The following is a 20864-nucleotide window of genomic DNA, read 5'->3' as shown; positions in this document are numbered from 1 at the left end:
CACCCTATTCCGATTGGCTGGATTTCCAATCGAGCCCGATGTCCAGCGTCGGCGCGCTGTGCGTCAGCCAGCCGACCGAGATCAGATCGACGCCGGAAGCGGCAATCGCACCTGCGGTTTCCGGCGTCACCCGCCCGGAAGCTTCGGTGATCGCACGGCCGGCGACGATTTCAACCGCCCGGCGAAGCTGGTCCGGGGTCATATTGTCGAGCAGGACGGCATCCACGCCGGTCTTCATCGCTTCACGCAACTGGTCGAGCGTATCGACCTCGACTTCGATCTTCACCATATGGCCGGCACCGGCCTTGGCCCGGCAAATGGCCTCGGCGACGCCGCCGGCAATGGCGACATGATTGTCTTTGATCAGCACGGCATCGGAAAGCGCGAAGCGATGGTTGACGCCGCCACCGGCGCGCACGGCATATTTCTCCAGGGCGCGCAGTCCCGGCGTCGTCTTGCGGGTGCAGGCGACCGAGGCATTCGTACCGCCGATCGCGGCCACGATCCCGGCCGTCACCGTGGCGATGCCCGAAAGATGGCCGAGAAAGTTCAGCGCCGTCCGCTCTCCGGTCAAAATGGCGCGCGAGCGACCTTCGATCGTGGCGATGACGTCCCCGGGTTTCACCGCCGCGCCGTCCTCGACATGAGGGGTCATGATGATCGCGGGATCGACAAGCTCAAACGCCAGCGCGGCAGCGTCGAGCCCAGCGATCACGCCCGGCTGGCGGGCCACCATGACGACCGTGGAGCGGTGATCGTGCGGAATGACGGCAGCCGAGGTGATATCGCCAGCAAGGCCGAGATCTTCCAGCAGCGCATTGCGGACGGGCGGCTCGATCAGCAGCCGCGGCAGGGGAACAAGCGTCATGTCAGGCACTCCTGGCAAGGGGGTCGGATGCAACGGCCCGCGCAAAGTTTAAAACCTGAGGAAAATTCATCGTTTGGCGCTTTGCATGCACGTGCTTGAGCGGAAAATCGGTTCGGGCATGGGCACCGCGCGACTCCGTCCGCAGCGCCGCAAAGGCGGCAATCAACAGCGCGACGGTGGCAGGATCCGTTGCCGGCCCCTCCTTCTCGACGAAGGGCAGGAGCGCGCCGATCGCGCCATGGATCGTACCACCGTTCCGCAGCACGCCGAGATGCGCGGAGACAATCCGCCGGATCGGCGATGCGTCGGGTTGCGGCGGCAGCGCTTCGATCACTGTTGGCCGCAGGGATACGGTCGTGCCGCCGATATCCCGGGCCGAGCGCATGCCCATGACCGCGGCTTCGAGCAGCGAATTGCTGGCAAGGCGGTTGGCGCCGTGCAGGCCAGTCGATGCTGCTTCGCCGGCGACCCAGAGGCTAGGGAGGGAACTGCGGCCGTTCTTGTCCGTGGCGACACCGCCCATGTGGTAATGCACGGCCGGTGCAACCGGGATCAGCTGCCGCGCCGGATCGACCCCGGCTTCGCGGCAGAGAGTATCGATCACCGGAAAGCGGCTTGAAAAGCGAGCGCCGAGGGCCTCGCGGGCATCGAGAAAGACCTTTCCGCCGCGGGCGATCTCGGCGCTGATCGCGCGCGCCACCACGTCGCGCGGTGCAAGTTCCTGAGCAGGCTGATCCGCCATGAAGCGCTCGCCGCGCTCGTTGACCAGCATAGCCCCTTCGCCGCGCACCGCTTCGCTGACGAGCGCCAGCGGCCGGCGCTTCGAGCGGAGTGCCGTCGGGTGGAATTGCACGAATTCCATATCCGCAAGCGCGGCGCCTGCCCTTGCAGCGAGGACGATGCCCTGGCCGAAATTGATGACCGGATTGGTCGTCGCCTCGTAGAGGCCGCCGAGGCCGCCGGTTGCCAAGAGGACATACGGCGTCGGCACGATGAAAGCCTTTCCGCCGGACGCGCAAAGGACGCCGCCGATCGCACCGTCTGCGAGCGCCAGACGCCGGACTTCGAAATTGGCAAGCACGGTGATCGACGGCGTGGCCGAGACGGCTCGTACCAGCGCGCGAATGATGGCGGCACCGGAGCCGTCGCCTTCGGCATGTACAATGCGCGGGCGGGAATGAGCGGCCTCCAGCCCGAGCGCTAGCCGACCTTCGGCATTCCTATCAAAGCGGACGCCTAATTTCTCAAGCGCCGCGATCACCGCTGGCGCTTCGCTCACGATTCCGGCGGCGGTCTCAGGGTCACATAGGCCGTCACCGGCAGCAAGCGTATCGGCAAGGTGCAGGTCCGCGCTGTCATCCGCGCCGATGCTTGCTGCGATGCCTCCCTGGGCCCAGGCGCTCGAGGTCTCGGCGCCCAGGGCGGCTTGCGTGATCAGGACGACCGGCTGCGGCGCCAGCGTGAGCGCCGCCATCAGCCCGGCAATGCCGCTGCCGACGATGACCGGGCGGCCGGCAAGATGGGTGAGGATTTCGGTCATATCGCCAGCATCCTTTCCACGGCACGCCGCGCGGCAACCGCAACGGCGGGCTCGACGGTGACTTCGTGGCGGTTTTCCTGAAGCGCCGTGCGGATGTTCGAAAGCGTGATCCGCTTCATGTGCGGGCAGAGATTGCAGGGCCGGATGAATTCGACATCCGGATGGTGCACGGCGACGTTGTCGCTCATCGAACATTCGGTGAGCAGTACGACACGCGCCGGTCGCTTCTTCCCGACATAGTCGGACATGATGGCGGTGGAGCCGGCGAAATCCGCTTCGGCGACGACGTCCGGCGGACATTCCGGATGGGCGAGCACGGTGACGCCCGGATAATTTTCCCGAAGCTGGCGGACATCATCTGCGTTGAAGAGCTCATGCACCTCGCAGTGGCCATGCCAGGCGATGATCTCAACATCGGTTTCCTTTGCGACGTTGCGGGCAAGATATTCATCCGGGATCATCAGCACGCGCGGCACACCAAGCGATTCGACCACCTGCTTCGCATTGCCCGAGGTGCAGCAGATATCCGAGGCGGCTTTCACCGCCGCCGAGGTATTGACATAGGTGATCACCGGCACGCCGGGATGGGCCTGGCGCAGCAGCGCGACATCCTCCGGCGTGATCGAATCCGCCAGCGAGCAACCGGCGCCCATGTCGGGAATGAGTACCGTCTTTCCGGGATTAAGCAGCTTCGCGGTCTCGGCCATGAAGTGGACGCCGGCAAGCACGATCACCTCGGCATCCACCTCGATCGCCTTGCGCGCCAGCGCCAGGCTGTCGCCGACGATATCGGCAACGCCGTGGAAGATCTCCGGCGTCTGGTAATTGTGGGCGAGGATGACGGCGTTGCGGCGGCGCTTCAGATCGAGGATCGCTTCGACATCGTCCTGGAAGGTCAGCCATTCCGCCTTGGGGATGACGCGGCTGACACGGTCATAGAGAGAGGACGCGGACAAGGGAGAATTCACGGCGAGCTCCTTTTATACTCGAAACGAGTATTTCAAGGACAAACTAATTATTCTCAGTTTGAGTTTATGTCAAGCGCGGGAGAGCGGGAGTTTCGAGCCGGACAGCGCGCGTTCTTCGAGAACGGCATGCCGGTAGCGAAAGAGCTTCGCCGGGCGGCCGCCGGTTTCGCTGGCCATCTCGCCGGTTTCCTCGATCAGTTGCTGCTGATCGATCAGCCGGCGGAAATTCGGCTTATGAAGCGTAAGGCCCGCCAGCGCTTCGACGCTGCGCTGAAGCTGCAGCAGCGTGAAGCTCTCCGGCATGAGCTCGAAGACGACCGGGCGATACTTGATCTTCGCGCGAAGCCTGGCTATTCCGGTCGCGAGAATCCGCCGGTGATCGGCAAACATCCGGCGGCCCGGGTTCTCCGCCACGGTTGCGCCCGCCTCCCCCACCAGGCCCGCCTCGTACAGCAGTTCGTAGCGTTGCAGGGCGAGATCTTCGTTCCATGCGGCGCCATCCAGGCCGAAGGTAAAGGCGATCCGGCGCTTGCGGTTCTGCTGGCGAGCGGCATCCGTCGCTTCCCAGCGCCGCAGCCGGTCGACAAGCGCATCGAAGACCGGCGGCTTGCCTTTGCGGTGATCCTCCCACGGAAAATATTCGTACCAGCTATGCCAACCCGGCGCCGGGTGCTCCCGCACCAGCCCCAGATAGCTGATCGAGATCGTCCGTCCACCGAGGATCTCGTTCTGCCGGTCGCGGTCGGCGAAGGTATAAAGCTGTTCAAGATAGCCAACCGGATGCGCCGTCTGCTCCTGAATCCACTCCCGCAGCCCGCTCTGCAGCGTGCGGTGCCCCATCTCGAAGGATCCGGAAGGCAGCGCCTCGCCAGTCCTGACCGTCATGATGCGCGGGTCTTCGTCGGTTACGGCGGCGAGGACCGCGATCAGTTCTGCGTGTGCGACGCCGATGGGCACTGTGATGGATCGTCCTCTGCGAATGTGGTTCTAGCAAACAGCTTTGCCACACGAGCTATACAATGCCAATGCCAGCCAAGCGCAGCCCGCTGTCAGTCACGCCCTCAAGAAAAAAGCTTCACCGTTCCGGCCATCTCCTCGCGGATCCAGGCCTTGAAGTCCCGCACCTTCTTCGGCTCGCGCGCGCCTTCGGCTGTCACGAAATAATGGCCGAAACCGGTTTTCGCGCGGATGCCGAAGGGGACGGCGAGCTGGCCGGCCTGCAGCGAATAGTCTGCCAGCGTCTGCCAGGCGAGCATGACGCCCTGCCCGGCGATGGCCGCATCGAGGCAGAGCGAGGCGTCGTTGAAGACGTGGCGCGTCGCCGGCGCCGAACCTGAGAGGCCCGCCTCCTGCATCCAGACCTCCCAGCCGAACATGGCGCGGCCATCGATGACGGCAGGCAGCTTCCGGACATCCGCGGGCTCCTTCAGATCGCGCGCCATCTGCGGTGCACAGACCGGGAATACTTCCTGCTCCACAAGCAATTCGGCCGTGACGCCGGGCCACTGCCCGGCACCGACGCGGATGCCGATATCGACGTCGGATGTCGACAGATTGACGAGACATGTCGTCGCATCGATGCGCAGTTTGATATCCGGAAAACGCGCGGCGAAACGATCGAGCCGCCACACCAACCAGCGGGCGGCGAAGACGGGTGCCACGGAGATCGTCAGCGTCGCGTCGTCCCGGCGCTGCGCGATCGAGACGGCCTGCGACATACGGTTGAAGCCCTCCGTCAGAGCGGCAAGCACCGGCGCGCCCGCTTGCGTCACCACCATGCCCTTCGACGTGCGCTCGAAAATCAGCTGATCGAGCTGCGCTTCGGTCTTGATAACCTGCTGGCTGACGGCACCGATCGAGACCCCGAGTTCCTCCGCGGCAAGCTGCAGCGAACCGAGACGCCCGACGGCCTCCAGCGCGCGCAGCCCGTTCAAATGCACCGAGTTGAGATTCCGCATATATATTTTCTATAGCGCGTCGCTGATAATCTCAATTGAAAAGGTTCCTCATGGCTCCGATATTGAGGCGGAGCACCTGTAACGGCGAGGTATTCTCGCCGCACACTGTGCATTTGCGAACCAGAGAAAGCGAGGCATGCTATGTCATTGCTGAAGTTTTTCTTGAGTAAGGCATCCGACGCGAAGGCTCCTGAGGCCGACGATCCGCTGTCGCATCCGGAGATCGCCGCAATGTCGCTGCGGCAAATGGCCGATCTGCCTTTAAACTATCCGGCGCCGAAGCCAACGCGATATGAGACGCGGCCGCTTTCGAAATGTGCATGATTGCTGCTGGGGTCTTTTGCGCAAACAACGGCAATGGATTGGATGCCGCCGGCCCTCCTTGCACCTCATTCCTGTCCTTGTGACGGCAACACAGCCACGGCGAGGGTTGCCCGCATGAGCCACCCCCATTTCCTCTCGCCGACCGACATGATGAAGGAGGGAGTAAGGGGCGCCCTCATCCCTTTTCAATCGTCAGCGCCCGCTGCACCGCCGGGCGATCCATCATCCGGGCGTAATGGGCGGTGGCCTTGGCGAAACGCATCGGGTCGACGCCGTCGCCGCGCAGCCAGCCGGTCATCGTGAAGAGATAGGGATCGGCGACGGAATACTGCTCGCCCATGACCCAGGGGCCGGCGAGCATCGTCTCCTCGATGAGTTCGAAACTCTCCGTCATGGTCTGCGGCACCTTGGCCTGCATGGCTTCGTGCGCGGCGGGATCGTCGGCCCAGCGGGGCCCGCGGCGCTTGTGTGCATGGTTCACATGCACGGTCGAGCAGAGGTAGCTGTTGAAGGCCTGCAGGCGGGCAAACTCGAAGGAGTCGTCGAGGGGCGCGAGCCTGGCCGCCGGGGCGGTCTGCGCGATATAGGCGAGGATCGCCGGCGTTTCGGTGACTATGCCGCGATCGGTGACGAGGGCGGGGACGCGGCCCTTCGGGTTGATCTTCAGATATTCCGGCGAGCGCTGCTCGTTGTCCTTGAAGCTGATCATCCTTGCTTCATAGGCAAGGCCGGATTCCTCCAGCGCGATGAGACTTGCCAGCGCACAGGTGCTTGGCGCGAAATAAAATGTCAGCATGGTCGAGACTCCCTTTCGGGGTTTTATATAGCGCAGCCGTCACACCCTGCCCATGGCGGAAATCGGGGCCGTTGCCGGCCCCAGCGCCATCACGCGGCTCTCGCGCAGCCCGGCACCTCTTCCAGCTTGTACCAGACCGGAATGCCGCGCTCGCGCGCGATGCGGACGTCGTTGTCGGCACCTTTGGAGTCCCCCGGCAGCCGCAGCACGCCCTCGCAAAGCTCCAAAAGCCGGTGGGCGACGGGGTGGAAGATTTCCTCGTAGAGATCATCGCCGATCGACTTGCCTCCGGCTGCATTCCAGACCGGCAAGGCCACCCATTCGCCGATCATCGGCACATGGCCTGCCTTGAAGAGCGCGTAAGCCGGTTCCTCCAGTCGCTTCAGGTTGGCCGTCATTTTTCCCGGATCATCGCCGGTTCCGGACCTGTACGGCCCTGCAATCAAGATCAACATCGTCAAACTCCATCACTCCCGGCCCCATGCACGGGATTTCACGATAATGCGTGAAATTGCTTGCATGTCGAGTCATTTCAGGCATTATCGTGAAAATTCGTTGAATTTCGTGCAGAGTGATGCTGACAACACAACGCAAATCCCTGATCCTCGACATCCTGCGCCGTGACGGCCAGGTCATCGCCAAGCGCGTCGCCGAAGATTTAGCGCTGTCGGAAGACACGATCCGGCGCGACCTGCGGGAGATGGCGGCTGACGGGCTCTTGAAGCGGGTGCATGGCGGCGCGATGCCGATTGCGCCCGACCTGCCAAATTTCTCGGCGCGGCGGAGCGTTTCGTCCGATGCCAAGCAGCGGCTCGGCGCCAGGGCGGTGCAAATGGTGAAAGCGGGGCAGATGATCTTTCTCGACGGCGGGACGACGACGGCGGAGATCGCCCGGTATCTGCCACGCGACATCGCCTTTACCGTCGCAACGCATAGCCCGACGATCGCCACGGAACTGGAGCATCACCCGACCGCCGACATCATTCTTACAGGCGGGCGGCTCTACAAGCACTCGATGGTGGCAACCGGCGCTGCGGCCATGGCGGCGATCTCGCAGCTCAGACCCGATATCTTCTTCCTCGGCGTCACCGCCGCCCATCCCGTGCACGGGCTCTCCACGGGCGATTTCGAGGAGGCGGCGATCAAGCGCCATATCGCCCGTTGCGCGGCCGAAACATATGTCCTGCTGACCGAGGAGAAATTCGATCTCGTTTCGCCCTGCGCTGTGCTCGGCATTGCCGATGTTGCCGGACTGATCGTTTCGGCGGGAGTGCCGGAAGAGCGGCTTGCGCCCTACCGGGCGCTCAATGCCGCGATCCTCGAAGCATGAAGGGCGCGGCGAGCCGCGCGATGTCCTGCGGCAGTAGGCTTGCGGAGAGAGCCGCCACGAAGACCGCCAGCATAGCATAGGCCGGCATCATGCTGCCGGTTCCGAGATCGAAGATTGCCGCCAAAAGCGGCTGGAATGCCGCGATCGTTGAGGCGATCCACGGCATGCCGAGCATGCGCGCCGGGAGGGCACCGAAGCCTGGCGTTTCCACGATTGCCGCAAGCACGCCGTAGCACGCGGCAATCCAGATGACGGCCCGCAGCCAGGCCCGTTGGCCAAAGGGAACCATCCTCCCCTCTTCGAAGGCGATGAAGAGATAACCGCAGAACACCGTGACGAAGAGGAAGGCCACCGGCAGGCTTTCGACGACCATTTCCGGCCGCAACTGGCCCGTCCAGCCGCCCGCGAGAACCCCCGGGAAGGCCGCCGACGCCGAAAACCAGACAAGCGCGACAGGCCCCCAGAGCCAGTTGACCGACAGGTAACGCAAACGGGCGAATGTGCAGATCACCATGATTGCCCCCGCAAGCCCGACACCCGAAGGCTTCATCGCGCCGGACATGGCAAGCACGATCGGCCCGCAGGAACCGGCGATCTCGGCGCAGCCGGACATGGCGACGATCGCCCAGGTCACGTAATCGAAGCACATGGAAAAGAACAGGAAGATCGCGACGGCGATCAGCATCCACCAGAGATAGCGGCCTGCAAACATATCCTGCCCTCGCGGCACGGGTTGAACGGCGCACCATAGTAGGACAAATGCGCCGCCGCGCATCTCCTCTCGCAGGATTTGGTTTAACGCATATTAGGAATTGCTGATTATCCGAAACAGCCTGTGCCGTAACGGCACGGCCTATGCGAGAAGCGCAGCCGTGACGCGAATGTCGCCGACATGGATGCCGTTCCAATTGTGCATCGGCTTGACGCCCATCGAAATCAGCTTCGCGTGAACCTCGCTGCCCCTTTCGAAGAACCGGGCGAGCGCTGCCGCCACCATGGCCTCGGCGGCGCGAGTGGTCCCGTCCTCGCACTTTACGGCAATCGAGATCCCTTCTTCGGGAATTGCGGCGCAGAAGACGCCCTCGGCGCCGGTCTTGGCGAAAATCCTGCCCGGCGCGATCTGCATCAGCTCGGTGCAGGCGCGGCCCGTACCCGCGACATAGAAGGGCTCCGCCATGCAGGCGTCGAATAGGCGGCGGGAGGCCTTGGCGCGCAGCGGTTCAAGGCCATTGCCGGTCGCCATCTTGGCAAAGCCATGCGCGAGGCCGCGGAGCGGCACGGCATAGGTCGGGATCGAGCAGCCGTCGGTGCCGCAATTGTCGCGGCCGAGCAGGGCGCCGCTGAGGCTCTCCATCGTACCGCGTATCTCTTGCTGCAGCGGGTGGTCGTAGCCGGCATAGCCCTTCGGATCAATATCCTGATGGCAGCAGGCGCAGACGAAGCCTGCATGCTTGCCGGAACAATTGTTGTGGAGCGCCGTCGGCGCTGTGATCGTGCGCGCCTGGTGGATCAGAGTCTTGCGGTCCGATGACCAGTGGACACCGCATTCCAGCGTTTCGACGCTCCCTCCAGCGCGCGCCAGCATGGAGGCGGCAAGCGCCACATGCTCGTCCTCGCCGTTATGTGAAGAACAAGCGAGCGCCAGTTCCTTGTTGCCGAAGCCATAGGCATCGGCCGCACCACTTTCGACCAGCGGCAGCGCCTGCATAGCCTTGCAGGAAGACCGCGGGAAAACGCCGGCATCGATATCGCCAAGCCCGAAGACGACCTTGCCATCGCCGTCGACGGCAACGACCGTGCCGCGATGGCAGCTTTCGACGAGCGAGCCGCGAGTGACTTCGACAGTGACGGGATTGGACATGGGCAGGAATCCGGATCGGTTTTTGGGGAGAGCAAAGCCATAGCGCGTTGCGCCGATAAAGCAACGCCTTTTGGCCGCGCTGCGGCGCAATTGCATTCCCGTTTCGTCCCGAAAGCCTAAAGAGGACTGATCCGGTAGGCGCAGCGGCGGGCGCCGAGGAGAATGTGCTCGGACCGCTCGACATTGGCGCCAAGCACATTGCGGAAGGTCTCGAGCTCGGAACGGCAGAAGCCGGCGCAGGCCCGGGCCGCCGCACAGATGGCGCAGTGGTTTTCGACAAGCATAAACGTGCCGTCCTCTTCCATCCAGCTATCGGCCATGTAACCTTCGCGCGTCCGGATCGCTGTCAGCTGGCGGATGCGCAGAGCGAGATCGGAAGCCGAGACCTCCTCGCGATAGCGCTTCACGGTTTCTGCCTCGCGTGCCGAGATGATGGTATCCAGGGCATCCCTGCCGAGCGTCTTGACCATGGTGCTCAGAAGGGTCGCGGTCAATTCCGCGTGGCCGTCCGGAAAGGTCTGGTTACCGGCCAGGGTCAGATGCCAGAGCTGGCCTGGCCGTCCTCGGCCCGAACCCGGCTCGGTAAGCGGCTCGACAAGACCGTCCTCGGCAAGCTTCGTCAGGTGCTGGCGCGCCGCTTCAGACGTAATGCCCAGCACATCGCCGATCGACGCTGCGCGCTGCGGCCCTTCGGTCTTTAGCAGAAGCAGAATGCGGTTGGCAGGCGATTGACGCATTTATTTTTCCAAGTCGTTACTTGCTTTAATGACACAGGCATGTAATTTTCCAATTTATAACTTGGAAAATAATGATCCGCTAGCGAAAACATCAAGGTAATTATCATGACCAGTGCCGATCAGGCCGCTGCGCCGCAGTCATCCGTCTTCCAGCTTTTCACGTCGTCCCTGCTGCCCGCCACGCTGATGCTCGGCGGCGGAGTGACGCTCTATGCAATCGAAAGCTATATCACCGCCACAGTCGCCCCCTCGATCGTCCGCGATATCGGCGGCTTGCCGCTCCTTGCCTGGGTGACGACGCTCTTCGTTGCCGCCGCCGTGCTCGGCTCGATCTTCGTCGCCATGCGGCCGCGCGGTATGGGCTTGCGCGGCGCCTATGTCTGCGGCGCCCTGATATTCGCAACAGGCAGCCTCATCTGCGCCGCCGCACCTGTCATGGAAGTAGTGCTCGCCGGGCGCGCCGTTCAGGGTTTCGGCGCCGGCATCCTTGCCGCGCTCGCCTATGCTTTCGTCCGCTTCGCCTATCCGGAGCCGCTCTGGCCAAAAGCCTCCACGCTCTATGCCGCGATCTGGGGTGTTGCGACCCTACTCGGGCCGAGTGCAGGCGGCCTGTTTTCGCAAGGGAGTGCGTGGCGATACGCCTTCATCATCATCGTGCCGCTCGGTCTGCTGATGGCCGTTCTTGCGCCATGGCTGCTACCGAAAGCGACGGACGACCGCGCCCACGGCAAGACGCCGGCCTTGCAGATCTGCCTGCTGCTTGTCGCCGTGCTGTTCGTCAGCATCGCGGGCACCGTCGAGCATATGGTCACGAAGGCTGCGCTGATTGCCGTTTCCGTCCTCTCGATCTCACTGATGCTGGTGACGGAACGTCGAGGCAACAACCGGCTTCTGCCGACCGGCGCGGTCATGCTCGCAAAGCCGGTTGCGCGCGTCTACCTCATCATGTTCGCGCTGCTGTTCATCCTCGTCAGCGACATCTATATTCCCTATTTCCTGCAGGCCCTGCATGGCGTGACGCCGCTGATTTCCGGCTATCTGACCGCCCTTGTCGCGCTCGGATGGACGATCGCCGCCTTCTTCAGCGGCTCTCTGACCGGCAGGCGCGCGAGCAACGCGATCGTCGCCGGCTGTATCATCGAAGCGCTGGCGACCGTTTTCCTGGCGATCTTTCTCGCCCGAGACAACCAGATGGCGAGCCTTGCAATTCTCGGACCGGCGGCTGTCGCAATGCTGATGATGGGTTTCGGCGTCGGCCTTGGATGGGCGCATCTGGTGACAAAGGTGCTGCGCCTTGTCAGCAGTGCCGAGCAGGACAAGGCATCGGCAGCGATCTCCACCGTGCAGTCGCTCGGCGGCGCTTTCGGCGCGGCGGTCGCAGGCGTCATTGCCAACAGCACCGGGCTCGTCACACCGGGCGGGATTGCCGGCAGCATCTCGGCGGCCCACTGGCTCTACGCCGCCATGGCGCTCCCCGGCATCGTCACGATTGCGGCGGCACTGACGCTGAGAGAAGGCCGAAATTGAAAAGAGGCGCCTCGGGGCGCCTCTTCCATGACTGAGAGCTTCGCGCGATCTCAGGCGACGCTGCGCTCCGGCTCTTGCTGGACAGCCTGCTGCTTCACGCCGAGATAAAGAACGGAGCGGAGGCCGATGCCGTAGGTGTCGCAGACTTCGGGCGTCAGGAACTCACTGACCGGAACCTCCTGCACCGCAAGGCCTGACCGCCGGATCACATCGACGAATCCCGGCTTCGAGAAGATGCGTACATGGTCATCCTGGCCGAAATGCTGCCAGCGCCCCTCAGGCGTCGTCACTTCGGGATTTTCATAGTTGTCCTGGATCGACAGGCAGATCGGCGCCATCAGGATGGCAATGCTGTTCTGCTTGAGAACACGCCGTATTTCTGAGGTGGCGCGCACCGGATCGTCGACGTGTTCGAGCACGTGCGAGCATAGAACGAAATCGAAAGTCTCGTCCGCATAAGGCAGATTGTGAATGTCCGCCTTGTCGTCCGCCTCCGGCATATACATGTCGCAGCTGCGATAGAAGATGTGCGGATGGCTTTTCAGCCAGAAGCTCAAAGAGCGGCCTGGGGCGATATCCAGAAACCGGAACGGCTGCGCCTGGTTGAGGCGCTGAAACACAGGCGTCAGGAACAGGGCATAGAGCCTGTCGCGGTCGCTCGAGTGACAGTTGGGGCAACTATAGGCCTGATGATTGATCGTTTCGAATTCATCGACCCCATAAGGAAAGCCATGTTCGGTCGCCTTGTCGATATAATACCGCGGAAGCGGCACGAAATGCGGAATCCTGCTGCGGCAGATGGGGCAAGAGTGGAATAGAGCCATTGCATTCCTCGTGGGGACCGTACGACGCGCAATCAACGCCACATCAAGATGCGCAGTTCGGGGCCGGGTTTCGCTCAGACGACAGTTCAGCGACCCCGGAGACTCACTTACGGCCAGGATCAGTTTTACCTTGTGCACCGATGCTGGTCCGAAGCTGACCTCAAACGGTCAGCGTGATCTTGCCGATATGGCTGCTCGTTTCCATCAGCCTGTGCGCTTCGACGACATCCTCGAAGGCAAAGGTCCTGTGGATGACGGGGGCGACCTTGCCGGCTTCGAGAAGCGGCCAGACCTGGGAGAAAAGGTCGTCGCGGATGGCGCGCTTTTCTTCTGCAGTGCGCGGGCGCATCGTCGAGCCGGTGACGGTGAGGCGCTTGGCCATGATCGGCGCGAGGTTGACCCTTTCAGCGACCGCGCCGCCCAGCAAGGCGATGATCGACAGGCAGCCGTCCCTGGCGAGCGATGCGATATTCTTTTCGAAATAGGCAGCGCCGATCATGTCAAGTACGACATCGACGCCATCGCCACCGGTCTCGGCCTTGATGACTTCGGCGAAATCCTCACTCTTGTAGTTGATCGCCCGTTTCGCGCCGAGCTTTTCGCAGGCCTCGCATTTCTCCGCCGAGCCTGCGGTCGCATAGACCTCGGCGCCAAAGGCGCGGGCGAGCTGGATCGCCGTGGTGCCGATGCCGCTGGAGCCGCCGTGGATGAGAACGCTTTCACCCTCCGTCAGGCCGGCCATCTGGAAGAGGTTCGCCCAGACGGTGAAGAAGGTCTCCGGCAGGGCTGCGGATTTCACCGCATCGTAGCCCTTCGGGAACGGCAAAACCTGGCCAACGGGCAGCAAGCAATATTCGGCATAGGCACCGCCATTGGCGAGGCCGCAGACCTTGTCGCCGACCGAGTATCCGGCAACGCCCGGACCGATCGCGGCCACTTCACCGGAAAGCTCGAGCCCGAGAATGGGGCTTGCATCCTTCGGCGGCGGGTATGTTCCCTGGCGCTGCGCCACATCCGGACGGTTGATGCCGATCGCCTGCATGCGAACGAGTATCTGCCCCTCGCCGGGCACCGGAACAGGTCCGGTCGCGATCCTCATGACTTCCGGCGCGCCGAAGCTCGGCAGGTCGACGAAACGCATGTTCGCTGGCAAGGGCATGACGGTCTCCTCTTTCCGAAAGCCCAGGAGATAATTCAGCGCCCGGTGCTTGGGAAGGAGAGAAGTGGCAAAGGCGTCAATTCGCCTCGCCCAGCGGATGGAAGATCAGCCCGTCGGCGCTTTCCTTCGCTTCGGCCTTGATGTGCGCTATTTCGGCGCTGACACGATTAATGTCGTCGATCACCAAGCCTTCCGGCAGTTCAAGGACACCGATCGAGCAGCGCATCAGCGGGAAAAGCGCTTCCGCACCGGCACGGTCATGACCGCGAATGCGCCCGGCAGCGCGGTCCTCGTCGGAATAGAGATCGCGGACGTCTTCGTGGAAATCGCTGATGAGCCGGTCAAGAATCTCGGTCAGTTCCTCCTTCGTCCATCCGATGACGCCGATGAAGAAGTCGTCGCCCCCGACATGGCCGAGGAAATGACGCTCGGCGAAGAAGTAACGGCGCATCAGCGCGGCGAAGAGCGAGATCGCGTGGTCGCCGAGATGAAAACCATAAGCATCGTTGAAAGGCTTGAAGTTATCGAAGTCGCAATAGCAGAAATGCCGTACCTCGTCGCCGTCGCGACCGGCCTGGCGCATGAAATCGCGGATGGCGCGGTTGCCCGGCAGGCCGGTCAGCGGGTTCTGGTCCTGTGCGGTCTTCAGCTGCTTTTCGTTGATGACCTTGATGAGCGAGGCGGCGGAGACGACGCCGGCATAGCGCATGTTGTCCGTAAGGATCAGGCAGTTGCTGCCTTCCATATTGGCGAAGATCGTCATCAACCGCTCGGCGTCGGAATCAAGACCTACGATCGGTGCCATTTCGACGAAGTGTGAAATCGTGCGGCCATAGACCTTATTCTTCAGGAGATCGCGGCCGAAGGGCTGGTAGATATATTCCTTGATATGGTGCTCATGGATGATGCCGCGCGGCTCGCCATTGGCATTCAACACCGGGAAGAACGCCTGGCGCGGATTGCGGCGAAAGAGCTCGAAGACCGTGTCGATGCTGTCGTTCTCATAGACCGTCGGCAGCACTTCAATCTGTTTGCGAATAAGGATTTCATCGAGCGATTGCGTGTTGTGCTTGCTCTTGCCGAGATCCTGCAGATGCGGAAACGAGGACACGAGCTCGGAGGTATGCGGCGTCGGCCGGGCAATGAACCAGCCTTGGACGAGATCGACGCCATATTCGCGGCAAGCGAGGAATTCCGCTTCGGTTTCGATGCCTTCCGCGATCACCCGGGTGCCGAGCACATGGGCGATGTTGACGATATTCTTCAACAGGTGGCGCTTGCGCGGCTTGCGGTCGATGTCGGCGACGAAGTGACGGTCGATCTTGAGGTAATCGACGGCATAGTCGCAAAGGAGCTTCATTTCGCCGTGACCGACGCCGAAGTCGTCGATTGCCAGCTTGAAGCCGGTCTTGCGGAGCTTGGAAACCAACGCCTCGAATTCCGGCACGCTGGTATTGTCGAAACGCTCGGAGAATTCGAAGCAGACCGAGGACGGCGGGATGTTGGCGGCCTTCAGGTGCTGGAGGAGGGTTTCAACCAGGCGGTCGCCGTGCGGGATCAGCCGGACGTCGAGATTGAGGAAAAGCGTCGAGGTCGAATAATTGCCGAGCGTCGCGAACTTGGCGAGCGCGCGGCTGGCGACCATCTGCTCCAGCTGCAGCAGCTGGGCGGCGCGATGCGCCTCATCGAGGATTTCAACAGGGGAATCGAAGCCGAGGCGTTCCTGCCCGCGCATCAGGGACTCGTAGCCGAAGACCGTGCCCGTCCCTGCTTCGACAATTGGCTGGAAAGCATTTTCGATGACGAGTTTCGCGAGCGTCACGATCTGATCGCTGGCATAACGGCGTAATACGCCCGGTTCGACGGCGGCAGCCAAAGACATGCCAAATTCTCCACTGCGAAGTCTTCTTTTCCGCAGCGAAGATGGTGAAAAAGCATCAACGAACCCTTTCGCCAATGTGAAACTTTTGTGAAAGTTGCGGACTGGAATGTTTCAGCATTCCGATCAATGGCTTAGGTCTCGACCCTATCAGGCGGATCGGCGGCGCTCCGCTTCGTGATCGGCAAACATATCTGCAACGCAGCGGCCTCCACTCGCGCGGTCTTCGTCATTTAGAACGTCATTGCGATATTCTGCGAGCTTGCGGGCGGCATCCCAGAGGCGCAGCGCCTCACGGACAACCTCGCTGCTCGATGCATAGCCGCCATGATCGACGGCATCGCGAATGCCTGCTGCCTGGACCGGTGATATGGAAACTGTGACCATTGGCATGAACTTCCTCCCTTCGTTTTTCTATGGGACAGAACCTGCCCTACGCGGGATGCATGACCACTCATGACATCTGTTCCGGCAATGTCGTCTGCCGGCGCCTTGGTATCTGAATTTTAGTCCCGCCTCACATGCTTGTCAAAAAAGAAACATTCCGTGAGCACAGCCTGTGGACAGCCTCATTGCACGCTTCGAAGGCCGATGCCGAACGCAATCATCGTCCATCCCTGCAGAATAAGATCGACCGCGAGGAAAAGACCGAGGACCCAGAGACTGTTCACCGGCCAGCCGAGCGCGATGATAAAGCCTGCGAGCGCGGTGACCGCGCCGCTTACAACAATCCAGCCCCAGCCCTTGAGCGGCTTCATGCGGCGGCCGATAAAGACACGGAAGACGCCGGCGACAAGCAGAGCGACGGCGAGAAAGAGCGTCAGAGCAGCGGAGGTAAGGATCGGATTGATGAAAGCGCATATGCCTGCGAGGACGTAAAGTACACCGCTCAGCGCCCAGAAAAGGATGTGCTCCCAGCCGCGCACCTGAAAGGCGTGGATGAGATAGACGATCCCCCCGAAGACCATCAGCATTCCCACGGAATAGACCGACACCACGGTGGCGAGAAGCAGATTTCCGACCGCGATCAGGCCGCAGATCAATAGCAGCACGCCGAGACCCACGAACCATATCCATTTCGACTGCAGGGACGAGGACGGCGCTCCATCGAAGACGTTAGCCATGACACACCTCCTGATAGGTGTTGATATGCTGCAGAATCGCGGGCCGGAAAGGGTTGAGGCTTCTCAAACTCCGTCAAAAGATTATTGTTGATTGATCAGTCAATCAACAATAATATGTGCTGAACTGTCGGAGCTTGCCCTCATGCCGAAAATCGGAATGGAACCTCTACGCCGAAAGGCGCTCGTCGACGCTGCGCTGCGCGTAATCGCGGATCACGGCACGCTGAGCGTCACCATGTCCGATATCGCCCGCCAGGCCGGCGTGTCTCCTGCCCTTGCGCACCACTATTTCGGCAGCAAGGAGCAACTGCTGATCGAGACGGTCCGTTCGCTGCTCAGGCAGTTGCGTGACGACACGGTGACGGCGCTGAAGGCTGCCCGGACACCACGCGAAAAGCTCTCTGCCGTCATCCGCGTCAGCTTCCAGGCCGATCAGTTCGCGCCGAAAACGATCGCCGCATGGCTCGCCTTCTATGCCGAGGCGCAGCGCTCGGAAGAGACGCGCCATTTCCTCGTCATCTATGCCCGCCGGCTGCGTTCGAACCTGCTGGCCAACCTCAAGAAGCTTTGCCCGCCGGATGCCGCAGGACGCATCGCCGAAGGCGCTGCTGCGATGATCGACGGGCTCTATATCCGCCAAAGTCTGAAATCGGCGCCGATCAACATCGAGGCTTCGATCGGGCTGACGGAGGATTATGTGACGATGCAATTAAGGGGGATCGAATGAGGCCAACCGCACAGGAATGAGGAGCCTTATTTTTGCCCTGTCGGACAAAGCAAAGGATTGAATTATGAAAGCCCAGCCGAAAGCGTCGCACTTCATTGACGGCGAATATGTCGAGGACGAAGCGGGCAGCGTCATCGAAAGCATTTATCCGGCAACCGGCGAAGTGATCGCGCGGCTGCATGCGGCAACGCCTGCCATCGTCGAGAAAGCGATCGCGGCTGCCAAGCGCGCACAGCCGGAATGGGCGGCGATGAGCCCGACGGCCCGCGGCCGCATCCTGAAGCGCGCCGCCGAGATCATGCGCGAGCGCAATCGCGAGCTTTCCGAGCTCGAAACGCTCGATACCGGCAAGCCGATCCAGGAAACGATCGTCGCGGATCCGACGTCGGGCGCCGACAGCTTCGAGTTCTTCGGCGGCATCGCGGCAGCCGGCCTCAACGGCTCCTATATCCCGCTCGGCGGCGATTTCGCCTATACGAAGCGCGTGCCGCTCGGCGTCTGCGTCGGCATCGGTGCCTGGAACTATCCGCAGCAGATCGCCTGCTGGAAAGGGGCGCCGGCGCTGATCGCCGGCAATGCGATGGTCTTCAAGCCCTCGGAAAACACGCCGCTCGGCGCGCTGAAGATTGCCGAAATCCTGCACGAAGCAGGCCTGCCGAAGGGCCTTTACAATGTGATCCAGGGAGACCGCGACACCGGCCCGCTGCTCGTCAACCATAAGGACGTGGCAAAGGTGTCGCTCACCGGCTCGGTGCCGACCGGCCGTAAGGTCGCCGCCTCCGCGGCAGGCCAGCTCAAACATGTGACGATGGAGCTCGGCGGCAAGTCGCCGCTGATCGTCTTCGACGATGCCGATGTCGACAGCGCAATCGGCGGCGCCATGCTCGGCAACTTCTATTCGACGGGCCAGGTCTGCTCGAACGGCACCCGCGTCTTTGTGCAGCGGAAGATCAAGGGCGAGTTCCTGAAGCGGCTGAAGGCCCGCACCGAGGCGATCCTGATCGGCGACCCGATGGACGAGGCGACGCAGCTCGGCCCGATGGTTTCCTTCGACCAGCGACAGAAGGTCTTGAGCTACATCGACAAGGGCAAGGCCGAGGGTGCGACACTCGTCACCGGCGGCGGCATTCCGAACAATGTTTCCGGCGAAGGCTATTACGTCCAGCCGACCGTGTTTGCCGACGTGACCGACGGCATGACCATTGCCCGCGAGGAGATCTTCGGGCCGGTGATGTGCGTGCTCGATTTCGACGACGAAGCCGAAGTCATCGGACGTGCGAACGCCACCGAATTCGGCCTTTCGGGTGGCGTCTTCACCGCCGATCTGACGCGCGCCCACCGCGTCGCCGACCAGCTCGAGGCGGGCACGCTCTGGATCAACACCTACAATCTCTGCCCGGTCGAAATTCCCTTCGGCGGCTCGAAGCAATCCGGTTTCGGGCGGGAGAACTCGCTTGCGGCGCTGGAGCATTATTCGGAGTTGAAAACGGTTTACGTGGGCATGAGGCCGGTAGCGGCGCCTTATTGAGAAGAGCCAAGCCCTCCCGCTTGTGGGGAGGGGAAGGCCAACACATACTGAGTGTACATCATGCAAGCAGACTTCGTCATCGTAGGCTCCGGCTCGGCAGGGTCGGCCCTCGCCTATCGTCTCTCGGAAGACGGCAGAAACAGCGTGATCGTCATCGAGGCGGGCGGCAGCGACTTCGGGCCGTTCATCCAGATGCCGGCAGCCCTTGCTTGGCCGATGAGCATGAGGCGCTACAACTGGGGCTACCTCTCCGAACCCGAACCGAACCTCAACGGCCGGCGCATCACCGCGCCGCGCGGCAAGGTGATCGGCGGATCCTCCTCGATCAACGGCATGGTCTATGTGCGCGGCCATGCCGAGGACTACAACCGTTGGGAAGAGCTCGGCGCCAACGGCTGGGCCTATGCGGACGTGCTGCCCTACTTCAAGCGCATGGAGCATTCGCACGGCGGCGAGGAAGGCTGGCGCGGCACCGACGGCCCGCTGCATGTGCAACGCGGCGGCTTTCGCAATCCGCTGTTCCATGCATTCATCGAAGCCGGCAAGCAGGCGGGTTTCGAGGCGACGGACGACTACAACGGCTCGAAGCAGGAAGGCTTCGGGCTGATGGAGCAGACCATCTTCCGCGGCCGTCGCTGGTCTGCGGCGAGCGCCTATCTGAAGCCGGCGCTGAGGCGGCCAAATGTCGACATCGCCTACGGCCTGGCGCGCAGAATCGTTATCGAGAACGGCCGCGCGACCGGCGTCGAGATCGAGCGCCGGGGCAAGGTCGAAATCATCAAGGCGAACCGCGAGGTGATTGTTTCCGCCTCATCCTTCAACTCGCCGAAGCTCTTGATGCTTTCCGGTATCGGCCCTGGCGCTCATTTGCAGGAGCACGGCATCGAGGTGAAGGCCGACCGGCCAGGCGTCGGCGCCAACCTGCAGGACCATATGGAATTCTATTTCCAGCAGGTCAGCACCAAGCCGGTTTCGCTCTATTCCTGGCTGCCATGGTTCTGGCAGGGCGTGGCGGGCGCGCAATGGATGTTCACGAGATCCGGCCTCGGCACCTCCAACCAGTTCGAAGCCTGCGCCTTCCTGCGCTCGGCAGCCGGCATCAAGCAGCCGGACATCCAGTATCACTTCCTGCCGGTGGCGATCAGCTATGACGGCAAGGCGGCGGCCAAGAGCCACGGCTTTCAGGTGCATGTCGGCTACAATCTCTCGAAGTCGCGCGGATCCGTCACCCTGCGCTCGCCCGATCCGAAGGCCGACCCCATCATCCGCTTCAACTATATGAGTCACCCGGATGACTGGGAGAAATTCCGCCACTGTGTGCGCCTCACCCGCGAGATCTTCGGCCAGCAGGCTTTCGACGCCTATCGCGGGTCGGAAATCCAGCCGGGCGAGAAGGTGCAGACGGACGACGAGATCGACGGCTTCCTGCGCGAGCATCTGGAAAGCGCCTACCACCCCTGCGGCACCTGTAAGTTGGGCGCTAAGAACGACCCGATGGCGGTGATCGACCCGGAGACGCGCGTCATTGGGGTCGACGGCCTGCGCGTTGCCGACTCGTCGATCTTCCCACACATCACCTACGGCAACCTCAACGGCCCCTCGATCATGACCGGCGAGAAGGCGGCGGACCATATCCTCGGCAAGCAGCCGCTGCCCCGCTCGAACCAGGAGCCCTGGGTCAATCCGCGCTGGGCACTGAGCGACCGGTAATCAG

General features: G+C 62.4%; 21 protein-coding genes. 6 read left to right on the top strand and 15 right to left on the bottom strand.

What is annotated here, in order from left to right; translation table 11 throughout:
* Positions 1-4: 4 nt before the first annotated feature.
* From nadC to QA644_RS03540, 5 genes are all read right to left on the bottom strand, one after another.
* Positions 5-868: a carboxylating nicotinate-nucleotide diphosphorylase gene (gene nadC / locus QA644_RS03560; RefSeq protein ID WP_239595086.1), complete on the bottom strand. Its 864-nt coding sequence runs from the start codon at positions 866-868 to the stop codon at positions 5-7.
* A 1-nt stretch (position 869) separates the two neighbouring features.
* A complete protein-coding gene (locus tag QA644_RS03555; RefSeq protein ID WP_283071103.1) occupies positions 870-2408 on the bottom strand; it encodes an L-aspartate oxidase in 1539 nt (512 codons plus the stop codon).
* Positions 2405-3376: a quinolinate synthase NadA gene (gene nadA / locus QA644_RS03550; protein WP_283071101.1), complete on the bottom strand. Its 972-nt coding sequence runs from the start codon at positions 3374-3376 to the stop codon at positions 2405-2407. The genes QA644_RS03555 and nadA overlap by 4 nt, the downstream gene beginning before the upstream one ends.
* A gap of 69 nt (positions 3377-3445) precedes the next feature.
* On the bottom strand, positions 3446-4333 hold the full coding sequence (locus tag QA644_RS03545) for a hypothetical protein (protein WP_239595092.1): 888 nt from the start codon (positions 4331-4333) through the stop codon (positions 3446-3448).
* Positions 4334-4437: 104 nt separating this feature from the next.
* On the bottom strand, positions 4438-5334 hold the full coding sequence (locus QA644_RS03540; RefSeq protein ID WP_283071098.1) for a LysR substrate-binding domain-containing protein: 897 nt from the start codon (positions 5332-5334) through the stop codon (positions 4438-4440).
* A gap of 141 nt (positions 5335-5475) precedes the next feature.
* Between QA644_RS03540 and QA644_RS03535 the strand changes: the two genes are divergently transcribed.
* Positions 5476-5658 (top strand): hypothetical protein, encoded by a 183-nt coding sequence (locus QA644_RS03535; RefSeq protein WP_074066982.1) that lies wholly within the window; start codon positions 5476-5478, stop codon positions 5656-5658.
* Positions 5659-5833: 175 nt separating this feature from the next.
* Here QA644_RS03535 and QA644_RS03530 read toward each other — a convergent pair whose 3' ends face one another.
* Positions 5834-6454: a glutathione S-transferase family protein gene (locus tag QA644_RS03530; RefSeq protein ID WP_194729191.1), complete on the bottom strand. Its 621-nt coding sequence runs from the start codon at positions 6452-6454 to the stop codon at positions 5834-5836.
* Positions 6455-6543: 89 nt separating this feature from the next.
* Positions 6544-6909 carry a DUF4406 domain-containing protein gene (locus tag QA644_RS03525; protein ID WP_194729190.1) on the bottom strand — a complete coding sequence of 122 codons (366 nt, stop codon included), beginning with the start codon at positions 6907-6909 and terminating at the stop codon, positions 6544-6546.
* Between the two features lie 119 nt (positions 6910-7028).
* Here QA644_RS03525 and QA644_RS03520 point away from each other — a divergent pair, with 119 nt between their 5' ends.
* A complete protein-coding gene (locus QA644_RS03520; protein WP_074066979.1) occupies positions 7029-7784 on the top strand; it encodes a DeoR/GlpR family DNA-binding transcription regulator in 756 nt (251 codons plus the stop codon).
* Here the strand turns inward: QA644_RS03520 and QA644_RS03515 are convergent.
* The 3 genes from QA644_RS03515 to QA644_RS03505 form a co-directional block, all read right to left on the bottom strand.
* A complete protein-coding gene (locus QA644_RS03515) occupies positions 7759-8496 on the bottom strand; it encodes a hypothetical protein (RefSeq protein ID WP_283071095.1) in 738 nt (245 codons plus the stop codon). The two genes, QA644_RS03520 and QA644_RS03515, sit on opposite strands and share 26 nt — an antisense overlap.
* A 141-nt stretch (positions 8497-8637) precedes the next feature.
* Entirely contained in the window at positions 8638-9645 is a 1008-nt protein-coding gene (locus tag QA644_RS03510; RefSeq protein ID WP_283071094.1) for an asparaginase, read from the bottom strand.
* Between the two features lie 116 nt (positions 9646-9761).
* Complete coding sequence (locus tag QA644_RS03505) at positions 9762-10382, bottom strand: MarR family transcriptional regulator (RefSeq protein ID WP_239595103.1); 621 nt, start codon at positions 10380-10382, stop codon at positions 9762-9764.
* A 105-nt stretch (positions 10383-10487) separates the two neighbouring features.
* On the opposite strand from QA644_RS03505, the gene QA644_RS03500 reads away from it, so the two are divergent.
* The gene (locus QA644_RS03500) at positions 10488-11909 is read left to right on the top strand and encodes an MFS transporter (RefSeq protein ID WP_283071092.1); all 1422 of its coding nucleotides are present in this window, start codon (positions 10488-10490) and stop codon (positions 11907-11909) included.
* 50 nt (positions 11910-11959) lie between these two features.
* On the opposite strand, the gene QA644_RS03495 is transcribed toward QA644_RS03500, so the two are convergent.
* From QA644_RS03495 to QA644_RS03475, 5 genes are all read right to left on the bottom strand, one after another.
* On the bottom strand, positions 11960-12682 hold the full coding sequence (locus tag QA644_RS03495) for a class I SAM-dependent methyltransferase (RefSeq protein WP_237361785.1): 723 nt from the start codon (positions 12680-12682) through the stop codon (positions 11960-11962).
* Positions 12683-12893: 211 nt separating this feature from the next.
* Positions 12894-13892: an NAD(P)H-quinone oxidoreductase gene (locus tag QA644_RS03490; RefSeq protein WP_239595106.1), complete on the bottom strand. Its 999-nt coding sequence runs from the start codon at positions 13890-13892 to the stop codon at positions 12894-12896.
* A gap of 76 nt (positions 13893-13968) precedes the next feature.
* Complete coding sequence (locus QA644_RS03485) at positions 13969-15774, bottom strand: EAL domain-containing protein (RefSeq protein ID WP_194729183.1); 1806 nt, start codon at positions 15772-15774, stop codon at positions 13969-13971.
* Between the two features lie 147 nt (positions 15775-15921).
* Complete coding sequence (locus QA644_RS03480; protein WP_022716366.1) at positions 15922-16164, bottom strand: type II toxin-antitoxin system ParD family antitoxin; 243 nt, start codon at positions 16162-16164, stop codon at positions 15922-15924.
* A 176-nt stretch (positions 16165-16340) separates the two neighbouring features.
* Positions 16341-16895 carry an HdeD family acid-resistance protein gene (locus QA644_RS03475; protein WP_283071089.1) on the bottom strand — a complete coding sequence of 185 codons (555 nt, stop codon included), beginning with the start codon at positions 16893-16895 and terminating at the stop codon, positions 16341-16343.
* Positions 16896-17037: 142 nt separating this feature from the next.
* Here QA644_RS03475 and betI point away from each other — a divergent pair, with 142 nt between their 5' ends.
* From betI to betA, 3 genes are all read left to right on the top strand, one after another.
* Positions 17038-17622, top strand: a complete 585-nt coding sequence (gene betI, locus QA644_RS03470) for a transcriptional regulator BetI (RefSeq protein ID WP_283071088.1) — start codon at positions 17038-17040, stop codon at positions 17620-17622.
* 64 nt (positions 17623-17686) lie between these two features.
* Entirely contained in the window at positions 17687-19150 is a 1464-nt protein-coding gene (betB, locus tag QA644_RS03465) for a betaine-aldehyde dehydrogenase (protein WP_283071087.1), read from the top strand.
* Between the two features lie 60 nt (positions 19151-19210).
* Positions 19211-20860: a choline dehydrogenase gene (gene betA, locus QA644_RS03460; RefSeq protein WP_239595110.1), complete on the top strand. Its 1650-nt coding sequence runs from the start codon at positions 19211-19213 to the stop codon at positions 20858-20860.
* The last annotated feature ends 4 nt before the right edge of the window (positions 20861-20864 follow it).

The organism is Rhizobium sp. CC1099, from assembly GCF_029714385.1.
Lineage (GTDB): Bacteria > Pseudomonadota > Alphaproteobacteria > Rhizobiales > Rhizobiaceae > Rhizobium.
Note: the sequence above shows the minus strand (reverse complement) of the source record. Positions and strands in the feature narration are given on the sequence as shown.